The organism is Alicycliphilus denitrificans K601 (assembly GCF_000204645.1).
In the GTDB taxonomy this organism is placed as follows: domain Bacteria; phylum Pseudomonadota; class Gammaproteobacteria; order Burkholderiales; family Burkholderiaceae_C; genus Alicycliphilus; species Alicycliphilus denitrificans.
This window is the reverse complement of sequence record NC_015422.1, coordinates 3,177,636-3,198,768: the sequence shown is the minus strand read 5'-3', so window position 1 is coordinate 3,198,768 and position 21,133 is coordinate 3,177,636. Positions and strand designations below refer to the sequence as shown.

General features: G+C 64.2%; 20 protein-coding genes, 1 tRNA gene, 1 pseudogene and 1 other annotated feature. Of the genes and pseudogenes, 8 read left to right on the top strand and 14 right to left on the bottom strand.

Features of this window, described 5'->3' with window-relative positions; all coding sequences use genetic code 11:
• The first annotated feature begins 81 nt into the window (after positions 1-81).
• The 3 genes from tnpA to tnpC all read left to right on the top strand — a co-directional run bounded on the left by tnpA (position 82) and on the right by tnpC (position 2,436).
• Positions 82-510 (top strand): IS66-like element accessory protein TnpA, encoded by a 429-nt coding sequence (tnpA, locus tag ALIDE2_RS15200; RefSeq protein ID WP_013516301.1) that lies wholly within the window; start codon positions 82-84, stop codon positions 508-510.
• A complete protein-coding gene (gene tnpB / locus ALIDE2_RS15195) occupies positions 507-839 on the top strand; it encodes an IS66 family insertion sequence element accessory protein TnpB (RefSeq protein ID WP_013516300.1) in 333 nt (110 codons plus the stop codon). Before tnpA ends, tnpB begins: the two co-directional genes overlap by 4 nt.
• Before the next feature lie 82 nt (positions 840-921).
• Positions 922-2,436: an IS66 family transposase gene (gene tnpC / locus ALIDE2_RS15190; protein ID WP_013516299.1), complete on the top strand. Its 1,515-nt coding sequence runs from the start codon at positions 922-924 to the stop codon at positions 2,434-2,436.
• A 282-nt stretch (positions 2,437-2,718) separates the two neighbouring features.
• Here tnpC and ALIDE2_RS15185 read toward each other — a convergent pair whose 3' ends face one another.
• The gene (locus tag ALIDE2_RS15185) at positions 2,719-3,492 is read right to left on the bottom strand and encodes a DNA/RNA non-specific endonuclease (protein WP_013722505.1); all 774 of its coding nucleotides are present in this window, start codon (positions 3,490-3,492) and stop codon (positions 2,719-2,721) included.
• Positions 3,493-3,668: 176 nt separating this feature from the next.
• Here ALIDE2_RS15185 and ALIDE2_RS15180 point away from each other — a divergent pair, with 176 nt between their 5' ends.
• Complete coding sequence (locus tag ALIDE2_RS15180) at positions 3,669-4,484, top strand: IS5 family transposase (RefSeq protein WP_013722504.1); 816 nt, start codon at positions 3,669-3,671, stop codon at positions 4,482-4,484.
• Between the two features lie 113 nt (positions 4,485-4,597).
• On the opposite strand, the gene ALIDE2_RS25025 is transcribed toward ALIDE2_RS15180, so the two are convergent.
• Entirely contained in the window at positions 4,598-5,062 is a 465-nt protein-coding gene (locus ALIDE2_RS25025; protein WP_148262975.1) for a hypothetical protein, read from the bottom strand.
• A gap of 41 nt (positions 5,063-5,103) precedes the next feature.
• Positions 5,104-6,441 (bottom strand): PDDEXK-like family protein, encoded by a 1,338-nt coding sequence (locus tag ALIDE2_RS24540; protein WP_013722503.1) that lies wholly within the window; start codon positions 6,439-6,441, stop codon positions 5,104-5,106.
• 168 nt (positions 6,442-6,609) lie between these two features.
• On the opposite strand from ALIDE2_RS24540, the gene ALIDE2_RS15170 reads away from it, so the two are divergent.
• Positions 6,610-7,844 (top strand): IS3 family transposase gene (locus ALIDE2_RS15170; RefSeq protein ID WP_085945337.1). Its coding sequence is split into 2 segments (ribosomal slippage): positions 6,610-6,898 and positions 6,898-7,844, totalling 1,236 coding nucleotides; the frame shifts between segments, so codons are not numbered across the junction.
• Positions 6,888-7,004, top strand: a sequence feature (AL1L pseudoknot). Its footprint overlaps the gene before it by 117 nt.
• Positions 7,845-7,875: 31 nt before the next feature.
• Here ALIDE2_RS15170 and ALIDE2_RS15165 read toward each other — a convergent pair.
• The 5 genes and pseudogenes from ALIDE2_RS15165 to ALIDE2_RS15150 all read right to left on the bottom strand — a co-directional run bounded on the left by ALIDE2_RS15165 (position 7,876) and on the right by ALIDE2_RS15150 (position 11,907).
• Positions 7,876-8,664, bottom strand: coding sequence for a phospholipase D-like domain-containing protein (locus tag ALIDE2_RS15165; RefSeq protein WP_013722502.1), 789 nt, complete (start codon positions 8,662-8,664; stop codon positions 7,876-7,878).
• Entirely contained in the window at positions 8,651-8,860 is a 210-nt protein-coding gene (locus ALIDE2_RS24535) for a hypothetical protein (RefSeq protein ID WP_013722501.1), read from the bottom strand. Before ALIDE2_RS24535 ends, ALIDE2_RS15165 begins: the two co-directional genes overlap by 14 nt.
• Positions 8,861-9,410: 550 nt before the next feature.
• Positions 9,411-9,926 (bottom strand): annotated as a pseudogene (locus ALIDE2_RS15160) (IS5 family transposase); the annotation flags it as partial.
• Between the two features lie 102 nt (positions 9,927-10,028).
• Positions 10,029-10,119, bottom strand: a tRNA-Ser gene (locus ALIDE2_RS15155).
• 93 nt (positions 10,120-10,212) lie between these two features.
• Positions 10,213-11,907 (bottom strand): thiamine pyrophosphate-binding protein, encoded by a 1,695-nt coding sequence (locus tag ALIDE2_RS15150; protein ID WP_193353127.1) that lies wholly within the window; start codon positions 11,905-11,907, stop codon positions 10,213-10,215.
• Positions 11,908-12,129: 222 nt separating this feature from the next.
• Here ALIDE2_RS15150 and ALIDE2_RS15145 point away from each other — a divergent pair, with 222 nt between their 5' ends.
• On the top strand, positions 12,130-13,032 hold the full coding sequence (locus ALIDE2_RS15145) for a LysR family transcriptional regulator (protein ID WP_013519511.1): 903 nt from the start codon (positions 12,130-12,132) through the stop codon (positions 13,030-13,032).
• Here the strand turns inward: ALIDE2_RS15145 and ALIDE2_RS15140 are convergent.
• Positions 13,029-13,946, bottom strand: coding sequence for an SPFH domain-containing protein (locus ALIDE2_RS15140; RefSeq protein WP_013519510.1), 918 nt, complete (start codon positions 13,944-13,946; stop codon positions 13,029-13,031). The genes ALIDE2_RS15145 and ALIDE2_RS15140 overlap by 4 nt on opposite strands.
• 69 nt (positions 13,947-14,015) lie before the next feature.
• Positions 14,016-14,447 carry an NfeD family protein gene (locus ALIDE2_RS15135; RefSeq protein ID WP_013519509.1) on the bottom strand — a complete coding sequence of 144 codons (432 nt, stop codon included), beginning with the start codon at positions 14,445-14,447 and terminating at the stop codon, positions 14,016-14,018.
• A gap of 148 nt (positions 14,448-14,595) precedes the next feature.
• Here ALIDE2_RS15135 and ALIDE2_RS15130 point away from each other — a divergent pair, with 148 nt between their 5' ends.
• Positions 14,596-16,956 (top strand): arginine/lysine/ornithine decarboxylase, encoded by a 2,361-nt coding sequence (locus tag ALIDE2_RS15130; protein WP_013722498.1) that lies wholly within the window; start codon positions 14,596-14,598, stop codon positions 16,954-16,956.
• Positions 16,957-17,016: 60 nt separating this feature from the next.
• Here the strand turns inward: ALIDE2_RS15130 and ALIDE2_RS15125 are convergent, their stop codons facing one another.
• Together ALIDE2_RS15125 and ALIDE2_RS15120 are read right to left on the bottom strand one after the other, a co-directional pair.
• Positions 17,017-17,766: a TerC family protein gene (locus ALIDE2_RS15125; protein ID WP_013519507.1), complete on the bottom strand. Its 750-nt coding sequence runs from the start codon at positions 17,764-17,766 to the stop codon at positions 17,017-17,019.
• 174 nt (positions 17,767-17,940) lie between these two features.
• A complete protein-coding gene (locus ALIDE2_RS15120; RefSeq protein ID WP_238530027.1) occupies positions 17,941-18,795 on the bottom strand; it encodes a DNA ligase in 855 nt (284 codons plus the stop codon).
• 208 nt (positions 18,796-19,003) lie between these two features.
• Here ALIDE2_RS15120 and ALIDE2_RS15115 point away from each other — a divergent pair, with 208 nt between their 5' ends.
• Positions 19,004-19,228, top strand: coding sequence for an HP1242/YdcH family protein (locus ALIDE2_RS15115; RefSeq protein ID WP_013519505.1), 225 nt, complete (start codon positions 19,004-19,006; stop codon positions 19,226-19,228).
• A gap of 59 nt (positions 19,229-19,287) precedes the next feature.
• Here the strand turns inward: ALIDE2_RS15115 and yddG are convergent, their stop codons facing one another.
• Positions 19,288-20,196, bottom strand: a complete 909-nt coding sequence (gene yddG, locus ALIDE2_RS15110) for an aromatic amino acid DMT transporter YddG (protein ID WP_013722496.1) — start codon at positions 20,194-20,196, stop codon at positions 19,288-19,290.
• A 95-nt stretch (positions 20,197-20,291) separates the two neighbouring features.
• Positions 20,292-21,092, bottom strand: a complete 801-nt coding sequence (gene fabI / locus ALIDE2_RS15105; RefSeq protein ID WP_013722495.1) for an enoyl-ACP reductase FabI — start codon at positions 21,090-21,092, stop codon at positions 20,292-20,294.
• Between the last annotated feature and the right edge of the window lie 41 nt (positions 21,093-21,133).

Sequence of the window (21,133 nt, the reverse complement as noted above, 5' to 3'; positions counted from 1 at the left end):
TGTATGCGGCTGGCGAACCCATCTTGAATGAGGTGGTAAGGCTGAGCAAGATCGTGTGCACGCAACATTGGCGTGGACACGATGCTCAAAGACCCTCAGACCCCGCGCTATGCGCAGCGGCGCACGCACCGCACCTACACCCCGCAATTCAAGGCCGAGCTGGTGGCTGCCTGCCGACAGCCAGGCGCATCGGTCGCGGCGGTGGCCCTGCAACATGGCATGAACGCCAACGTGCTACACCGCTGGCTCAAGGAATGGGCGCAGGGATTTCACCGTCTTGAAGCTGGCGTCAGCACTGCAGTCGTTGCTTCCCCACCCCCGGCCTTTATCCCCATCGACCTGAGCGCAGTACCGCCGGCGTCTGCTGGTGAGCTGCCATCCGCGTCCTTGCCAACGCCAGCGGACGGCATCCGCATCGAATGCCAGCGCCCCGGCATGTCCGTGACCGTGCACTGGCCCTTGTCTGGCGCCGCCGAGTGCGCCCAGATGCTGCGGGAGTTGTTGCGGTGATCCGTATCGATGAGGCCTGGCTGGCCACCACCCCGCTGGACATGCGCGCGGGCACGGACACGGCCCTGGCGCGGGTGATCGCCACCTTCGGCGCGGCCCACCCGCACCATGCCTACGTCTTCGCCAACCAGAGAGCCAATCGCCTGAAGGTCCTGGTACATGACGGTGTGGGGCTGTGGCTGGCCGCGCGCCGGCTGCACCAGGGCAAGTTTGTCTGGGCACCTGCGGGCAGTCCGAACGTGGCGTTGGAACACGCCCAGCTCAACGCCCTGGTGCTGGGCCTGCCCTGGCAGCGTGTGGGCTCGCAAGGTGCCATCAGCGTGGTCTGAATCGTCGGCGCAAGGGCGTGGCCGTGGCAATCGGGAGATGCGTCAATGGCTGGACCCAGGGTGAGCGGGCACACTGCCAGCCATGGTGATCGACGAGCAAGCCCTGAGCGAACTGGACGCAGAGCAACTGCGCGAAGTGACCCAGCGCCTGCTGGCCGAACTGCGTCACCAGCGCGCGCTCAACGAGAAGCTCACCTATGAGTGCGCGCTGCTCAAGCGGCTGAAGTTCGCCGCCCAATCCGAGCGGCACAGCGCCGATCAGAAGAGCCTGCTGGAAGACGAGATCGATGCCGACCTGGCGGCGGTCGCTGTCGAGATTGAGCAACTCCAGCCGCCTGCGGCTGCGCCCGAAGCCAAGCAACAGCCCAAACGCCAGCCGCTGCCGGCCCACCTGCCGCGCCGCGAAATCCGCCACGAGCCTGAGTCGACCACCTGCGCCTGTGGCTGCCGGATGCAGCGCATCGGCGAAGACGTGGCCGAGAAGCTGGACTACGTGCCCGGCGTGTTTACCGTGGAGCGCTACATCCGTGGCAAGTGGGCGTGCACCCAGTGCGAAACTATCACCCAGGCGCCGGTCGAGGCCCATGTGATCGATAAAGGCATCCCGACTGCCGGCCTGCTGGCCCAAGTGCTGGTGGCCAAGTACCAGGATCACCAGCCCTTGTACCGGCAGGAGAACATCTTTGGTCGCGCCGGCCTGGCGATTCCAAGATCCACCCTGGCGCAGTGGGTAGGCACCTGCGGTGCGCGGCTGCAACCGCTGGTCGATGCCCTGAAGGCCGAGGTGCTCGGCCACCGGGTGTTGCACGGTGATGAGACCCCGGTGGCCATGCTCAAGCCGGGCAGCGGTAAAACGCACCGGGCCTACCTGTGGGCCTATGCCCCGGGAGCGTTTGAAGCCACGCGGGCCGTGGTCTATGACTTCTGCGAGTCCCGCGCCGGAGAACACGCCCGCGCCTTTCTGGGGGACTGGCGCGGCAGCCTGATCTGTGACGACTATGCCGGCTACAAGGCCAGCTTTAGCCAGGGCGTGACCGAAGCCGGTTGCCTGGCACACGCCCGGCGCAAGTTCTTCGACCTGCACGCAGCGGGCAAGAGCCAGATCGCCGAATTGGCCCTGATGCAGTTCGCCCGGGTCTATGAGATCGAACGGCAAGTTCAGCCCCTGGCGGCACCAGAGCGGTTGCAGGTGCGCCAGCAGCACAGTCGGCCCATTCTGGACGCGTTGCACCAGTGGATGGTGCTGCAACGCCAGCAGGTGGCGGGCAACTCGGCGACGGCCAAGGCGCTGGACTACAGCCTCAAGCGCTGGGCAGCGCTCACGCGCTTCGTCGATGACCCGCAGCTGCCGCCGGACAACAATTGGATCGAAAACCAGATCAGGCCTGTGGCCCTGGGGCGCTCGAACTGGTTGTTCGCCGGCAGCTTGCGCGCGGGCCAGCGGGCGGCCGCCGTGATGAGCCTGATCCAGTCAGCGCGCATGAACGGGCACGACCCATATGCCTATCTCAAGGATGTGCTGACCCGGCTGCCCACGCACAAGGCCAGCCGGATTGAAGAACTGCTGCCGCATCGCTGGCAACCCATCGATATCTGATCATCAGCCATGGCCGCCAGCGGCGGTCAACATGGGTTTGCCGTGCGCTTACACATGGGTCGATTTGCAGATGGGACAAACAGTCATGGAAAGCTCCTTGCGATGGACGCAAAAAAGCCCGGGGCACGCGAACGTGCACCGGGCTTGTGGGGGGGGGGGTGAAGTCAGACCAACGGGAGGCTGGTCAGGGTGGGGTTACCTGGATGGCAATGGGTATATGTGGAACTGAAGGGGATTCAAATGCAGCTTGGTGCTGCGCGGGCTGCGTTGCGGTGTTGACGATCAGTGCTGGAATGCATTTCTTGGCAGAAACTCCACGCCTGTGCGGTTTACGAGCTCCTGATAGCTGATCGGTCGACCCACTGTCTCACCATCCCGGTTTTGCTGCCAATGTGCCCAAGCCCGTTGGGTGGTGGCGTCATACACCAGCTTGAAAAGGTAAGTTGGCACCTTCACTCCGTTGGCGCCGATGCGTAGCCCCGCATCCGTGAACACCGGCCCCGTGATCACAAACACATCCCCCTTGGCCCGCTTCACATAGTGCCGCGTATCCTGCTCGACCTTGTTCCAGGCGCCACTGTTGTGCTGGGCAATCTGGGGAACCATATTGGCCAAACTGAAGCTCTGAGCCATGGCCGTCGGCGTGGGCATGTCCCCAGCAGGTGCCATGTGACCTCGGCTGTAGCCAGAGTTCTTGTAGTCCTCCAGTTCGGCACGCTCAGCACTGGGTAAGCGAGCATCTGCAAAGAACCGCTTGGCCCGTTTCTCATCCGCGTCCTCGATGAGCTGGCGGTTCAAGCGCTGGGCCACATAAACGGGCGTCTTGGTCGTACCTGAGTGCAGCACCGCAAAGGCCTCGTAGCAAAGCTCTCGAAACTGGGCCCGGGGCGTGATTGCGGGTGGTGTGCCATTGGCAAAGAACTGCGGGCACTGCGAGAAGGAGGTGGGCTCGGGTGTGAGCAGCGCGGTATTGTCGAACTGCGGAAATCTGGCCCAAGAGAGATTCGAGACCACCGTACCCGCTAGGGTCAGGGCAAGCAGCGCGGCTACGCGCATTCGGCATAGGCGGCGGGAACAGTGACTCACAAAGGATGGCATGTATCTTTCTGGCGCGGATTAAATCACTGAGGTAGCACCCGCCAAACCAGCTTCTACCAGCCGCCCATGCAGCAACGGGGGCAACCTGCTAGAGCGTGTTATGAACTTGATAGCGCGTGCGGTAGATTCGCCGCATGGCAAGGCGCAAGCAGTACCCCACGGATGTCACGGATGAGGAGTGGGGCTTCGCGGCGCCATACCTGGCACTGATCGACGAGAAGGCAGCGCAACGCCAGCACGATCTGCGCGAAGTGTTCAATGCCTTGCGCTGGATAGCCCGTGCGGGTGCGCCCTGGCGCATGCTGCCTGGGGACTTCCCGCCGTGGGAGGCGGTCTATCAGCAAACACGCCGCTGGTTGCAAGCAGGATGCTTTGAGGCAATGGCCAACGACCTTCGCTCGGTCATTCGCGTGGCGCAAGGACGCCAGGGCCAGCCCAGTGCGGCAGTCTTGGATGGACGCACCTTGCAATCGAGCTGTGAGAGTGGTCCGCGTGCTGGCTACGATGGTTACAAGCGGCGCAACGGCTCGAAAGTGCACATGGCCGTCGATACGCTGGGGCATTTGCTGGCCGTCCATATCACACCAGCCAATGAACAGGAGCGAGCGCAAGTGGCGCCGTTGTGCGAGGCAGTGCAGGAAGCGACAGGCGAGACGGTGAGACTGGCCTGGGCCGACCAGGGCTACACGGGCGAAGAGCCCAACCGGCAGGCCAGCGAGCACGGCATTGATCTGCAAATTGTCAAGCTGCCCGAGGCCAGGAAGGGCTTTGTGCTGCTGCCCAGGCGCTGGGTGGTCGAGCGCAGCTTTGGCTGGCTGGCGCGATTCAGAAGGCTCAGCCGCGACTATGAAAGATTGCCCGAAGTGCTCGCCGGATTGCATTTCCTGATCTTCGTGATCCTCATGCTGCCAAAGGCGTTGCCTGCCTTGGGCGCGGGGGTGAGTTCATAACACGCTCTAGTTCCTAAAGGCCGTGAAACAGCAGAGACTTCTCTGGGGCGCGTTCACCGAAACCCACATCAATTCGATCTCGGCAAAGTCGTTGTGAATCACCCTGGTTCGATTCAGGAAGCGCCGAGTGATTTAGGCGGTGAAGTTAGAGAAATCTCAATACCGGTTGGAAGGCTGACAAGGCGAAAAACATCGAGACTAACCTCGATAGCACGGCATTCAAATTGAGATTTTTTGTTCGATTCAGATGCAGGCTGCCACTGAAAGTTCACGGGCAATGGATTGCCTGGTTCGAGGGTGGCATCAAGCTGTCCAGCCGATAGTTGTGAGGCCGCCTTGAAGTTCTTCGAGAAGGAGAAGGTGTGCTTTTCGCACCCAGTGCTAGCTGACCGAGACATTGAGCTGGAGACCTCGGTAACGATTGCTGCAGCTCGCGTCACTACCAGACAGCTACTCAATCCGATGATTTCAATGCCAGAGAACGGTTCAGAACCGCGAACGCCATCAACATTTATGAACACCGTGATGTCGCTCTCAGCGTCGGAGGTGAACTGAAACGCAAGAGTTCGTTTTTGCATAGATATCCTAGCCCTCTAACTTGAATGTTCATGAGTCTTCATCAGCGGCTGATGAGCTGTATCTTTTCGATGAGTGCAGAAGTTTTTTCCGTCGCGCTCTTGACGCCTGAGCAAAATTCCTCATGAAGTTTCATTCTGTTGACTCGAAGCTTATCTAGGCCACGCTTGTCGAAGTGCTTGCCAAGGATCGCAGCTGCTCTCATCATCGGGCTGCCTGGGTCAATGTCTGTCGCCCACCAGTGCAGAGATATCCGGAAGCGAGGCTCTGCTGCGTACTGTCGGCTGTTTTGATGGCGAATACTGAGCACGAGCGGCCAGTAGCCTGCCTGCATCGGAGGCTGGCGCTCTGGCTCCAATGGCATAGCACGTCTAAACCAGACGCGCCCGCTTTCTACCACCTCGGGGGTGCCCTCTAAGAGCGGATAGGCCTCCGCCAGCTTTGTGAGAAGTAGCCGCATGTGCGACAAGCCCACTAAGCGGTTGAGAGCTCGTTGATGCTGAACGTACAGGCGAAATAGCTCATGCGAAGCCCCTTCTCCGTCAAGGAGGCGCGTAGTCCAGCTTTCCAGTACCCGAGCATTCGCGCGCGCAGCCTTTAGGGCTGCTACAACCGCTGGATGCTGAATTGCGAGTTCACCGGCCAGCTTGCTTAAGCGTTGTTCAGTCGGATCTTCATAGTCAGTTACCGCACGGCAGAAGGAAAGCAGTGGAGCTGAGCTTCTATCACCTCGTTGCACCGCACTTTGAGCTCGCATCTCAGCGTGGTTGAGCCAAGCGTAGTCCATACCGATCCACCGATTGTCGAATGTCGTCGGCAGCTGACTGGAGTCAAGGTTCGGATCTAGAGCAACAAAAGCCTTGTCATAGTTCTTGAAGGCAGCCTTTTTTACGAGCACTTTGTTCGCGACATCTAGATACTCCGCAAGCTGGCCCTTACCGAAGGCCGCGCCTGCCTTGATCTCAACCACGATCACCAGTTTGTTCGCAGGATCAACGATGACGAAATCCGGCCGGCTCGACTTGGGTAGGTCACCCGTCATCGTGTACTCGCGGTAACACACCACTGAACCGAAGTCAGCCGCCAGAATGCGAGCAGGAGTCCAGTGCTGCGCGAAGTGCCAACTGTGGGAGTTCTTTCGAAGTCGATCTCCTGGCTGTTCCTCGCTGCCAGCGCTGTACAAGGCGAGCAGAAAGCTTCGGAACACCGCATCGCCTTGTCTGTGCCCTTCGCCTGCGTCCATTGCCCAGGCTAATAGATCCGCAAATTGGGTTTCACGTGGGCGGATAAGAGTAAGCAAATCATCTGAAGACCGACTCAGCTCAATGAGCTCGTGCAAGTTTTTGTCTGCGCAGAAAGCCTGTAGATCGCTTAATTCCATCTTTTCTCCCTTGTTTTTCGTGGTGAGTCTACGCGTTCAGTCGCTGAACCGCCCCGGCTTTCAAGGAGGCCGATTGGTTTAAGTTGACACCTCTGTCGAGGTGTCGCTGACGGCGAGTTGAACAGCCCCGGATTTCGAGGAGGCACCAACTCTTGAGAAGATGGAGCCATGAACAAGTCACCGAAGTTCTCCCCGGAAGTCCGCGAGCGCGCCGTTCGCATGGTGCAGGAGCACCGAGCCGACTACCCGTCGCTGTGGGCAGCCATTGAATCGATTGCGCCCAAGATTGGCTGCGTGCCGCAGACCTTGAATGACTGGGTCAAGAAGGCCGAGGTCGACAGCGGCCAGCGCCCCGGCACCACCACGGCAGACGCCCAGCGCATCAAGGAACTGGAGCGTGAGGTCAAAGAGCTGCGCCGGGCCAACGACATCCTGAAGACGGCCAGCGCGTTTTTCGCGCAGGCGGAGCTCGACCGCCGATTGAAGTCTTGAAGAACTACATCGACCGCCACCGTGATGACTACGGGGTCGAGCCCATCTGCCGGGTGCTGCAGATGGCCCCGTCGTGTTACTGGCGCCACGCAGCCCGGCAACGCAACCCGCAACTGCGCAGTCAACGCGTCCAGCGTGACGAGGGTTTGAAAGCCGACATCCAGCGCGTGTGGCACGCCAACTGGCAGGTCTACGGGGCCGATAAGGTCTGGCTGCAGATGAACCGCGAGGGCATCGCAGTGGCGCGCTGCACGGTCGAGCGCCTGATGCGTGCCATGGGCTTGCAAGGAGCACGCCGTGGCAAGACAGTGCGCACCACCACGCCGGACACATCGGCACCGTGCCCGCTGGACCACGTCAACCGGCAATTCAAGGCCAGCCGGCCCAACGAGCTGTGGGTGTCGGACTTCACCTACGTCTCCACCTGGCAGGGCTGGTTGTACGTGGCCTTCGTGGTGGACGTGTACGCCCGGCGCATCGTGGGCTGGCGGGTCAGCCGCAGCATGCAAACGGACTTCGTGCTGGATGCGCTGGAGCAGGCGCTGTATGACCGCCAGCCAGCAGCCCATGCCTTGACGCACCATTCCGACAGGGGCAGTCAATACGTTTCCATACGCTACACCGAACGCTTGGACCAGGCGGGTATCCAGCCATCAGTGGGCAGCCGGGGTGACAGCTACGACAACGCACTGGCCGAGACCATCAACGGGCTGTACAAGGCCGAGCTGATTCACCGCCGGGGACCCTGGAAGACCAGGGAATCCGTGGAGCTGGCCACCCTGCAGTGGGTGCACTGGTTCAATCACGTCCGACTGCTCACGCCGATTGGGGGCATCCCTCCGGCAGAAGCTGAGGCAAACTACTGGAGGCAACTCGCCGTCAGCGACACCTCGACAGAGGTGTCAACTTAAACCAATCGGCCTCCTTGAAAGCCGGGGCGGTTCAGATGCCGGTGGCTGCGTCCCGCTGGTAGTTGAAGAGCTTCTTCCAGATCAGCGTGTCTTGGTAACCGGTGCGGTCGTTGGGGAGTACGTCCTCGTCGATCTCGTCCAGGAACTCGTTGAAGATGTTGTAGAGCATCAGGAAGTAGATGCTCTCGGGCGAGTTCTCTTGGTACACCGAGGCGATGTGCTCGCAAATCTGCGCGGTCACGTCCTCCAGCTTCTCGGGATCGTTCCAAATCTGGTCGAACAAGCTGAGGTAGGCGGCGGCGAAGGCGGGCTCGTCCATCTTGTTGACGAGGTTGGACACCGCGTTGCCTTGCTGGTAGCCGAGGTCCACCGCCGTGAAGCCGTGGAGCGGCATGTAGGCGGTGTCTGCGCCATTGGCCTGGACCACGGCAAAAGGCTGCATGGGTGCCTTGGTGCGGTTGCTCTTGAACCGGGCCTTGCGGCGCATCCAGTCGGCGCACTCCTTAGCGATGGCACGCTGGGTCAGCTTGTTGCGAAGCTGGATCTCGAACTCGCTGCCATACAGGCTGCGTTCGCGGTCCAGCTTGGGAATATGGAATTCCTTGCGCTCTTTGCGAATCTTGTCAGTGACTTCGCTGGCCGTGAAGGTGGGCGAAGTGAAGATGAAGCTGAGTTCGTCGATCTTCTCCAACTCGGCCTTCAAGGCCTCGAAGGCGTACATTGAGAAGCACGAAGCGGCAATCTTCAGCCGTGACTTGGGCTTCAGCGTCGCCTTGAGGTCGTCACCCAGCAACCGGGTGATGTTGTCAATCAGTTCCATGTCTCTTCTTGCGCTCCCCAGCGTTGACCGGTGCATCGGGCACGGCCTCCAAGCCGTGCCCTTGCGCGTAGGCCAGAATCAGAACCTCGATCATGGACGCGACGGATCGGTGTTCTCGTGCCGCCGCTAGCTTCACCAACTGCTTGATGTCTGCTGAAGTGCGGATAGACAAGGTCTCATGCTTCAGACGTTTCATGGTCGTGCACCTAAATGGCCGTGTCCTGCGAATGTACTGCGTATTGCGTGTACGGAGTCTAGACGTACAAGGAATCGCATGGGTCCGCTTTCCTCTAGACTCAGCCGACTTGCATGCCAAACTTGAACTGCAGCTCTACGGCGGATCCCAGGAAGGGGTTTATGTGGCGAAGGTCCGATGTTAGTGTGCTGCGGAGGGTAACGTCGGAGTGAAAGGTCTCGCCGAAACGCATCTGACAGGATGACCTCAAGGTTGAATGTTTGCCAACGTTTTTCGGCAGAGGCGAACTGGGACCGTGAAATTTTCAGGAATTGAGTATTTGTGCGGCCTGTGCGACTTCATTTAGTAGACGCCAGACCATAACGTCCAAAGGCGTTCGCTGCCCAACAGCGAACGCCTTTTTTCCATGGTCGATCAACAGCTTAAGGCTGCGCTGAACAAGCCGTCATGATTGGCTTGGCCACACTGGATGACGCAGATTTCGGAAGTTGTGGCTTCTCGCACCGCTCATTTGGGCCGTTTACGAAGCCTTGAGGCCCACTTTCCACCCTTACGGCGCACCTGTCCCAGCAGGCGACCCTCGGCACAGGTAGATGTTGGCCAGCGCCAAGGCGGTAAACGCGCGCGTGGCGTTCTTGTGCAACCCGCGGTAGAGCACCTTGGTAAACCCCCACTGGCGCTTGACCACTGCAAAGACATGCTCGACGCGGGCATGCACCTGCGACTTGTTGCGGTTCTTGGCTCGTTGCATCTCATCGACTTCGCCCGCATGGCTCGTGCGCTGGTTGAAGTCCTTGGCCCTAGGCGCCTTGCTCGCTATCAGAGCCTTCTGACTGGCATAGGTCGAGTCGCCATAGACGCGTTGCTCGTTGCCATGCAGAAAATCGGGCAGTGGGTGTTTGTCGTGCACGTTATTCGCCGTGACCATCGATCAGTGGACTAGCCCGGTTTGGCTGTCCACACCGATGTGCAGTTTCATGCAGAAGTACCATTGCTGGCCCTTGCGCGCCTGGTGCATCTCGAGGTCTCTGGCCGTGTCTGCGTTCTTTGTGCAGTGTTGTGCGCCACCTAGATCCTGAAATCAGATCTTGAACCAACAATTTAATGTGGGTTTTTATGTGGGTCAGAATCCTACAAATCGCCTAAGTTGTTGATTTATATAGAAAACTGGCGGAGAGGGCGGGATTCGAACCCGCGGTGGGCTATTAACCCACACACGCTTTCCAGGCGTGCGACTTAAACCGCTCATCCACCTCTCCGAAGCCCGCCATTATAGCTATGGTTGCAGGGCTTTTTTGCCTGCCGGCCAGGGGCGGGCAAAAAAGCCCTGTGGTTTTGTGTCAGCCCCCGCATCAGTCCCTGGCCAGCGCCGCCGTGCGGATGCCGTCGAGCGTCCCCGTGGGCGTGATGGCCTGTGGGTCGATGAGGCAGTGCAGCAGCGCGGGCAAGCCGCTGGCGCGTGCTCGGGCCAGGGCGGGGGCGAAGTCTTCGGTGCGTTCCACGCGCTCGCCGTGGCCGCCGAAGGCCTGGGCGTAGGCCTTGAAGTCGGGGTTCTTGAGTTCGGTGGCGCTGATGCGGCCGGGGTATTCGCGCTCCTGGTGCATGCGGATGGTGCCGTACATGGCGTTGTCCAGCAGCACCACGATGAGGGGCAGGCCGTACTGCACGGCGGTGGCGAATTCCTGGCCGTGCATGAGGAAGTCGCCGTCGCCCGCGAACACCACCACCTCGCGCTCGGGCCACAGGCGCTTGGCGCCCACGCCGGCCGGCAGGCCGTAGCCCATGGAGCCGCTGGTGGGGGCGAGCTGGCTCGCGTAGTGGGTGAAGGGCCAGAAGCGGTGCACCCAGGTGGCGAAGTTGCCTGCGCCGTTGCAGAAGATGGTGTCGGCGGGCAGCGCCTCCTTGAGGTGCTGCATCACCTCGCCCATCTGCAGGCTGCCGGGGATGCGGATGGGCGCGGGGTCGCTCCAGGCCAGGTATTCTGCGCGCGCGGCCTGGGTGTGGGCGCTCCAGCGCGGGGCGGCAGCGGGCAGCAGGCGCGCCAGAGCCGCGGCCATGGCTTGGGGCGTGGCGTGTATGGCCTGCGCGGGGCGGTACAGGCTGCCGAGTTCGTCGGCGTCGGCATGCATGTGCACCATGGGCTGCTCGGGGTTGGGAATGGAGAACAGCTCGTAACCCTGCGAGGGGATTTCCGACAGGCGCCCGCCCAGCACCAGCACCAGGTCGCTGGCGCGGATGCGCGCGAGCAGCTTGGGGTTCACGCCCAGGCCCAGGTCGCCTGCATAGCTGGCGTGGCTGGCCGGGAACAGCATCTGGCGGCGGAACGAGCAGTACACGGGCAGCTGCCAGGCCTCGGCGAACGTGCTCACGTTGCGCACGGCCTGCTCGGACCAGCGGCTGCCGCCCAGGATGACCACGGGCCGCTCGGCCGCCTGCAGGCGCTCGCCCAGCTCCTGCAGCGCGGGGACGCCGGGGTGGGTCTCGGCCACCTGGTAGGGCAGGGCGTCGGCCACGCTGGCGGTTGCCGTCAGCATGTCCTCGGGCAGCGCCACGACCACGGGGCCGGGGCGGCCCGAGGTGGCGACGTGGAACGCGCGCGAGACGAGCTCGGGCAGGCGGGCCGGGTCGTCGATGTCCACCACCCATTTGGCCATGGTGCCGAACACGGCGCGGTAGTCGAGCTCCTGGAAGGCCTCGCGCCCCTTGGCGCCGCGCGCCACCTGGCCCACGAACAGGATCAGGGGCGTGGAGTCCTGGTGCGCGATGTGCACGCCGGCCGATGCGTTGGTGGCTCCGGGACCGCGCGTCACGAAGCAGATGCCCGGCTGGCCCGTGAGCTTGCCCTGGGCCTCGGCCATCATGGCGGCGCCGCCTTCCTGGCGGCACACGGTGACGGCGATGTCGGCATCGTGCAGCGCGTCGAGCACGGCCAGGTAGCTTTCGCCGGGCACGCAGAACAGCTGCTTCACGCCGTGGGCGATGAGCTGGCGCACCAGGATCTGGCCGCCGGTGCGCGGGGTGGGGGAAGGAGCGGGATTGGTCGCCATGGGTTTCGCCTTCTTCAATATCGCGTTCATTGCACGAGGGGGCACTATCCACGCACGGGGGCGCGGTGCATAGCAAAAAAATGGAACGAGTTCATGCCATTCAGGAATGAAGTCGTTCAGAATAGGCCGCTGCCGGGCAGGGCCTGGCGCGCTTTGTTGAACGCAATTGCCCCGGAGGGCCTGCGGGCTGTGGCCCGGGCATCATTCCCTCATTGCATGACCATGTTCCGCAAGACCTTCCTGCCGCCGATCGCGGACCTGCTGGCCTTCGAGGCTGCGGCGCGGCACGCGAGCATCTCGCGCGCGGCGCAGGAGCTGCACCTCACGCAGAGCGCCGTGTCGCGCCAGATCCGGCAGCTGGAGCAGCAGTTGGGCATGGCGTTGTTCCACCGCGTGCGCCAGCGCATCGTGCTCACCGACGCGGGCCGCGTCTATGCCGCCGACGTGCGCGCCGCGCTGCAGCAGTTGTCCGCTGGCACGCAGAAGGCCATGGCGTTCTCGCACGCGGCCGGGCTGCTGAACCTGGCCGTGCTGCCCACGCTGGGCACGCGCTGGCTGATTCCGCGCCTGGGCGCTTTCATGGCCCGCCACCCCGACGTGACGGTGAACTTCGCGGCCCGCACCGAGCCCTTCGAGTTCGCCGGCACCCCGCTGGACGCCGCCATCCACTTCGGCGCCCCTACCTGGGCCGGGGCCGTGTGCGAGTTCCTGATGCGCGAGGAGGTCGTGCCCGTGGCAAGCCCCGGCTTTCGCGCGCGGCATAGCATAGGCACGCCGCAGGACCTGACGCGCGTGCTGCTGCTGCAGCAGAGCACGCGCCCCACCCAGTGGGCCGAATGGTTCGAGCATGTGGGCATCGCCACCACCGTGGCACTGCGCGGCCCGCGCGCGGAGCATTTCTCCATGATCGCCCAGGCGGCCGCCTGCGGCCAGGGCGCGGCGCTGCTGCCGCGCTTCCTGATCGAGCAGGAGCTGGCCGACGGCAGCCTGGAGGAACTGTTCCCGGACGCGCTCGTGAGCGCCGATGCCTACTACCTCGTCTACCCCGAGGCCAGGGCGCAGACGCCGCTGGTGAAGGCGTTCCGGGACTGGCTCGTGGCCGAGTGCGCGGGCAGCGCGGGCTAGCCGCGCTGCTGGCCGGTCTGGATCATCTTCATGGCCGAGGACACCAGGGCCGAGACCTCGGTCATGTTGCTGGGCACGATGAGGGTGGTGGTGGCGTCCGCCGCCACCTTGCTGTAGGCGTCGACGGCCTTTTCGGCCACCTTGAGCTGCACGGCCTGGTCGCCGCTGGGCTGGCTGATGGCGGCGGCGATGCGTTCGATGGCGGTGGCCGTGGCCTCAGCCACGGCGGTGATGGCCGCGGCCTCGCCCTGTGCGTTGTTGATGGCAGCCTGCTTCTCGCCCTCGGAGCGGGCGATGAAGGCCTCGCGCTCGCCGGTGGCGATGTTGATCTGCTCCTGGCGCCGGCCCTCGGACGCGGCGATCAGCGCGCGCTTCTCGCGCTCGGCCGTGATCTGCGCCTGCATGGCGCGCAGGATCTCGGCCGGCGGCGTCAGGTCCTTGATCTCGTAGCGCAGCACCTTCACGCCCCAGTTCAGAGCTGCCTCGTCGATCGCTGCCACCACCTGGGCGTTGATCATGTCGCGCTCCTCGAAGGTCTTGTCCAGCTCCAGCCGGCCGATGACGGAGCGCAGCGAGGTCTGCGCCAGCTGCGTCACGGCCGTGATGTAGTTCGACGAGCCGTAGCTGGCGCGCATGGGGTCGGTCACCTGGAAGTACAGGATGCCGTCCACCTGCAGCTGGGTGTTGTCCTTGGTGATGCAGATCTGGCTGGGCACGTCCAGCGGGATCTCCTTGAGGCTGTGCTTGTAGGCGATGCGGTCGACGAAGGGGATGATGAACTTGGGGCCGGGCGAGAGCGTGCCCGCGTACTTGCCCAGGCGCTCCTTCACCCAGGCGTGCTGCTGGGGCACGATCTTGACGGCGCGCGCGATGAAGATCACGGCGATGACGAAGAGGACGATGGCGACTTCCATGGGTTCTTGGCTTTCTGCGCCGGCAAGGGCGGCTGCGGTGAAGGGAGAGGGCGGGATGGCGTGCGCGCGCTACAGCGGATCGACCAGCAGGCGGTTGCCCACCAGCTCGGCCACGCGGTGCGGGCCGGTAGCGGGCGTGATGCCGGGGCGGTGGATGGCGGTCCAGCTCGCGCCGCGGTATTTCACGATGGCGGTGCCGTCAGCCTGCCAGGCGTCGATGTAGATGGTCTCGCCCACGTCGAGGTTGACGCTGCGCTCGGCGCGCGCGGAGGGTTCGCCCGGGCGGCTTCTGCGCGAGAGGTAGGCGCCCAGCACCGTGCTGGCGCCCACCACGGCGCTCACCAGGATCTGCGCCGTGGTGCCCAGGCCCGCGTGGGCCGCCACGGCGCCCGCGGCCAAGCCGATGGCCAGCATCAGCAGGTAGAAGGTGCCGGTCAGGAGCTCGATCGCCACGGCGACGCCCGCCATGAGCCACCAGAGGGTGGATGCATCCAGGTTCACAGGCAGGGCTCCTTTGCGCGTGTTGCGGCTTGTTGTTTTGACACCAAGCGATTCTGGGCGAAATGCGCGGGCGTTCATAGGGTAGATACGTATTTTCCTTACACTTCGCGCCTATTTCGTTTTTTGGACCGGTTGCCGGAGGCAGCGCATGAAATTCCGCTTTCCCATCGTCATCATCGACGAGGACTATCGTTCGGAGAACACCTCCGGCCTGGGCATCCGTGCGCTGGCGCAGGCCATCGAGGCCGAGGGCTTCGAGGTGCTGGGCGTGACCAGCTACGGCGACCTGTCGCAGTTCGCCCAGCAGCAAAGCCGGGCCAGCGCCTTCATCCTGTCGATCGACGACGAGGAGTTCACGCTGGGCACGGGGCAGGACCCCATCATCCACAGCCTGCGCAGCTTCATCACGGAGGTGCGGCGCAAGAACGCCGAGGTGCCGATCTACGTGCACGGCGAGACCAAGACCGCGCGCCACCTGCCCAACGACATCCTGCGCGAGCTGCACGGCTTCATCCACATGTTCGAGGACACGCCCGAGTTCGTGGCCAAGCACATCATCCGCGAGGCCAAGAGCTACCTGGAGGGCGTGCAGCCGCCGTTCTTCAAGGCGCTGCTGGACTACGCCGAGGACGGCTCGTACAGCTGGCACTGCCCGGGCCACTCGGGCGGCGTGGCGTTCCTCAAGAGCCCCGTGGGCCAGATGTACCACCAGTTCTACGGCGAGAACATGCTGCGCGCCGACGTGTGCAACGCCGTGGAGGAACTGGGCCAGCTGCTGGACCACAACGGCGCCATCGGCGAGAGCGAGCGCAACGCGGCGCGCATCTTCAATGCCGACCATTGCTTCTTCGTGACCAACGGCACCAGCACGTCCAACAAGATGGTCTGGCACCACACGGTGGCGCCGGGCGACGTGGTGGTGGTGGACCGCAACTGCCACAAGTCCATCCTGCACAGCATCATCATGACCGGGGCCATCCCCGTGTTCCTCAAGCCCACGCGCAACCACTTCGGCATCATCGGCCCGATCCCTCAAGCTGAGTTCGATCCCGCCACCATCCAGGCCAAGATCCGCGCCAACCCGCTGCTCAAGGGCGTGGACGCCAAGACCGTCAAGCCGCGCGTGCTGACCCTCACGCAATCGACCTACGACGGCGTGCTCTACAACACCGAGACCATCAAGGGCATGCTCGACGGTTACGTGGACAACCTGCACTTCGACGAGGCCTGGCTGCCGCACGCGGCCTTCCACCCGTTCTACGGCAGCTTCCACGCCATGGGCAAGAAGCGCGCGCGGCCCAGGCATTCGGTGGTCTACGCCACGCAGTCCATCCACAAGCTGCTGGCCGGCATCAGCCAGGCGTCGCACGTGCTGGTGCAGGACTCGCAGACCACCAAGCTCGACCGCCACCTCTTCAACGAGGCCTACCTGATGCACACCTCCACGTCGCCGCAGTACAGCATCATCGCCAGCTGCGACGTGGCCGCCGCGATGATGGAGCCGCCCGGCGGCACGGCGCTGGTGGAGGAAAGCCTGGTGGAGGCCCTGGACTTCCGCCGCGCCATGCGCCAGGTGGAGGACGAGTTCGGCAAGGATGACTGGTGGTTCAAGGTCTGGGGCCCCAACGAACTGGTCGACGACGGCCTGGGCACGGCCGAGAGCTGGATCTTCCGCAACAAGGGCAAGAAGAAGAACGGCGCGGCCCGGTGGCACGGCTTCGGCGACCTGGCCGACGGCTTCAACATGCTGGACCCGATCAAGTCGACGATCGTCACGCCCGGCCTGAACCTGGACGGCAAGTTCGACAAGACCGGCATCCCCGCCAGCATCGTCACCAAGTACCTTGCCGAGCACGGCGTGGTGGTGGAGAAGACGGGCCTGTACAGCTTCTTCATCATGTTCACCATCGGCATCACCAAGGGCCGCTGGAACACGCTGCTGGCCGCGCTGCAGCAGTTCAAGGACGACTACGAGAAGAACCAGCCCATGTGGCGCATCCTTCCCGAGTTCTGCCAGCAGCACAAGCGCTACGAGCGCATGGGCCTCAAGGACCTGTGCCAGCACGTGCACCAGCTCTACGCCAAGTACGACATCGCGCGCCTGACGACCGAGATGTACCTCTCGGACCTCACGCCCGCGATGAAGCCCAGCGACGCCTACGCCCACATCGCCCAGCGCAAGACCGAGCGCGTGGCCATCGACCAGCTGGAAGGCCGCATCACCACGAGCCTGATCACGCCGTACCCGCCGGGCATCCCGCTCCTGATCCCGGGCGAGGTGTTCAACAAGAAGATCGTGGACTACCTGAAGTTCGCACGCGAGTTCGCCAAGCTCTGCCCGGGCTTCGAGACCGACATCCACGGCCTGGTGGAGATCGAGGACGACCACGGCAACGTGAGCTACTACGCCGACTGCGTGGCCGAAACGGGCCGCGCGGCCAACGCCCCCAGGCCCAAGGGCAAGCTGGTCCAGGTGGGGGACGACGGGCCTTTCGGGCGCACGCTCTGATGCTACTTTATTGAGAGCTGCTAGCGCTTGTCCATCAAGCGCTGGAGGCTAAAAAGATGCTCAATGGGCAAGCGCTCCTTTCTGGCGGGAGGCGAGCAGCTTGCCCAGGGCTAGCACGAGCAGCGCTCCGGCGACGTGCGCCGCCCAGTACAGGGGGCCGGGGATCACGGCCTCGCCTTGCGCATCGACGGTGACCGGCTTGGGCATCCAGGTCCACTGGTCGGGGTCCACGAAGGCCGGGTCCGTGACCAGCATGCCGCCCGCGATCCAGCCCAGCAGCATGCCGCCGGCCGTGATGATGAGGGGGAAGCGTTCCATCAGCCTGATCACCAGCTGGCTGCCCAGCACGATGATCGGGATCGAGAACAGCAGGCCCAGGATCACGAGCAGCAGCGAATGCTCGCCGGAGTTCTGGGCCGCGCCGGCGATGGCGATCACGTTGTCCATGCTCATCAGCAGGTCGGCCATGACGATGGTCTTGATGGCCGACAGCAGCTTGTCGCTGCCCTGGATGTCGCCATGGCCGTCCTCGTCGGGGGCCAGCAGCTTCACGCCGATCCACACCAGCAGCAGGGCACCGACGAGTTTCAGGAAGGGGATGTCCAGCAGCGCCATCGCGAAGGCGATGAGGATCACGCGCAGCACGATCGCACCCGCCGTCCCGAAGACGATGCCCTTGCTGCGCTGCGCCGGCGGCAGCCTGCGGCAGGCCAGCGCGATGACCACGGCGTTGTCGCCGCCCAGAATGATGTCGATGACGATGACCTGGCCCAGGGCCGCCCAGAATTCGGCGGATGTCAGAAAGTCCATGGGATTTCTCTTGCCTCCTCGCTGCTAGGGTTGTGGCGAGCATGAGGTTGGCAGCGGGTCCGGGGCGCCGGTTTCCGGCTGCGAAGACCTTGAGTATGGTTCTGATGGCGGCCTTCGGTGCCTGCGCGGCCGCATGCCAAGGCCGGCGGGAGTGGTATCCGCCTGAAATTTGCCCTAATTGAGCGGCTCGTCCGCGCGCACGCGCCAGAAGCGCGCGAAGCGCGGCAGCCCGCTCGCGTGCGTGCCGTTGAAGCGGTAGGTCACCACCGAGCCCACGGGCGGCGGCTGGCGGCGCAGTGCATCGGGCAGGCCGCTGCCCAGGCGGAAGCGCCGTCCGCCGGGCATGGCGACCAGCAGCGCGCCCGTCTGCCCCGCGTACTTGCCCCGGCCGGGAACGTGGCCCACGACCAGGCCTTCGGCGTCCTCGAACGACTTGAGCTTGAGCAGATCCTCGCTGCGCCCGCCGCGGTAGGGCGCATCGTCCCTGCGCAGCATCAGACCCTCGGCGCCGGCCTTCTCGTGCTCGCGCAGCTGCCCCATCAGCTGCGCACGGGTGGCCACGCGCCACTGCGGCGCGGCCTGCACCCAGGGCTGGCCCAGCGCGGCCACCGCGTGCTGCAGGGTGGGCAGGCGCGCGCCGAAACCGCCGGGCGCGGCCGGCAGGTCGAACACCATGTAGCGCAGTGCGCGCCACTGCGCGTCATCGGGCGCGGCCGCCGCCACGGCCGCCTGCGCGGCGTCGAACCGGCCGCGCCCGGCCCAGAGCTCGCCGTCCAGCGGCTCGGCAGGCCAGCCCGCGGTGAACCAGGCGGGCGCGCGTATCGGCAGGCCCTGGCGGCTCAGCAGCTGCCGGCCGGTCCACAGCGCGCGCACGCCGTCGTACTTCTCGCTGACCCAGTAGGCGGTGACGTCGATGCCGGTGTGATAACGCCGCGCCAGCGTGGGGGAGGGCGGCGCGGCGTGGGCCGCCATGCAGCCGAGGACTATCAAAATCCATAGCTTCCAGCGCAGGATGGGCAAGCGATTCATGCGAAAAACGCACCAAGGAGCATGGCCGCCTTCGAGCGGGCCTGGGAGGGTGGGGCGCATTGCTTGTCCTGGGCTGATGGGCTGGCGCGGCGTTCGCCATGGCGGTGCTCGCCGCTTCCCCTAAGTCAATTGCTCATGCAGCCGCCTTGGCGGCGGCGGGGGGTAAACCCGTAAACTGTATATGTCAACCACCACCCAAGGAGCACCGATGTTTCCCGAGTACCGCGACCTGATTACCAAGATCAAGGGCCAGGACCTGCACTTCACCCGGCTGTTTGACAAACACAATGAGCTCGACCAGCGCATCAAGAATATGGAGGCGCGCATCGTCGCGGCCACGATGCAGGAGATCGAAACGCTGAAGAAGGAAAAGCTGCTGCTCAAGGACCAGATCTACGCCCATCTGCGCCGCCTGGAGGGCGCGCAGGCCTGATTCCTGGCCCGCCAGCCAGCCAGCCAACCAGCCGGGAAGCCCCCGGCTTTTTCATCTGTTCAGCGGGTTCGGGCCTGCTTCGCGCGCGGCCCGCGCGTGGCCAGCCAGCACAGGATCGCGCCGCCGCACACCATGGCCGCGCCCTGCCAGAAGGCCAGGGACAGCGGCGTGCGCAGCAGCAGCATGGAGAGGGCCGCGGAGAAGACCGGGATGAAGTACGAGGCGCCGGCTAGGATGGTCACGTTGCCGTGCAGGATGCCCACGTTCCAGGCCCCGTAGCCAAAGCCCATGGCCGCGGCGGCCAGCACCAGGTAGACGACGGCCTCGAAGCCGAACGCCATGGCCCCGCCGCCTTCGACCAGGTACTTGGCCCACAGCGCCACGGACACCAGCACGAAGAAGAGCGTGACGCCGTTCTTGCCGCACGCGATCCTGGCCGTCACCGTGCAGTAGGCCGCCCAGATCAGCGCGCCAGCGAAGGCCAGGCCGTAGCTCAGCGGGTTGTCCTGCACGTTGTCCAGCATGCCGGGCAGGTCGAACCCCTGCTCGCCGCCCAGCACCCAGCCGATGCCGATGATGGACAGCACGAACCCGGGGACGATCAGAAAGTTGGCCCTCTGCCGGTTGAACAGGATGGCCGCGACGATGGTGAAGGTGGGCCACAGGTAGTTGACCATGCCCACCTCGATGGCCTGGCGGCTGGTGTCGGCATAGCCGATGGACAAGGACAGGCACAGCTCGTAGGCCACGAACAGCAGGCTGCCCCAGGCCAGGTAGCGCCGGGGAAACTCGCGCAGCCCGACCCAGCCCACCGACAGCAGCAAGAACACCGAGGCCACGCTGTACATCATGGCTGCCCCGCCCGTCGGCCCGAGGTGGTCGCTGACGCTGCGAATCAGGCCGACGATGGCGCTCCACAAGAAGATGGCGACCAGCCCGATCAGGGTGGCCTTGTTCCGGTTTTTCATTCTTTCGGGGCGGCAGCGATGGATGGGAGAGCCCTTGCCAGCGTAGAAAAGCCCCGCTGGCCGCGAAACCAGCGGGGCTTTCCTGCGGGTGTGCCTTACACCTGATCGGCGCTCAGTCCCGCCGTCTGGCTGAAGCCGCCGTCCACGTAGGTGATCTCGGCCGTCACGCCGCTGGCCAGGTCCGACAGCAGGAAGGCCGCCACGTTGCCCACATCCTCGATGGTCACGTTGCGGCGCAGCGGGGCGGCGTCGGCCACGCGGCCGAGCAGCTTGCCGAAGTCCTTGATGCCGCTGGCGGCCAGGGTCTTGATGGGGCCGGCGCTGATGCCGTTGGCGCGGATGGCGCGGCCATCCTGCGTGCGGCCCACGGCCTCGGCCAGGTAGCGTACGCTGGCCTCCAGGCTGGCCTTGGCCAGGCCCATGGTGTTGTAGTTGGGGATGGAGCGCAGCGCGCCCAGGTAGCTCAGCGTGAGCAGCGACGACTTGTCGTTCAGGTAGGGCAGGGCGGCCTTGGCCATGGCCGGGAAGCTGTAGGCGCTGATGTCGTGCGCGATGCGGAAGCCCTCGCGCGAGAGGCCTTCGAGGAAGTTGCCCGCGATGGCCTCGCGCGGCGCGAAGCCGATGCTGTGCACGAAGCCGTCGAATTTGCCCCAGGCGGCGCCCAGGTCCTCGAACATCTTCTCGATCTGCGCGTCGTCGGCCACGTCGCAGTCGAAGACGAGCTTGGAGCCGAATTCGGCGGCGAACTCGCTGATGCGGTCCTTGAAGCGCTCGCCCACGTAGCTGAAGGCCAGCTCGGCCCCCTGCTGGTGGCAGGCGCGGGCGATGCCGTAGGCGATGGAGCGGTTGGACAGCACGCCCGTGATGAGCAGTTTCTTGCCGGCGAGGAAACCCATTGTTGTTCTCCTGAGGATGCGGTGTGTGTAATGCAGAATTG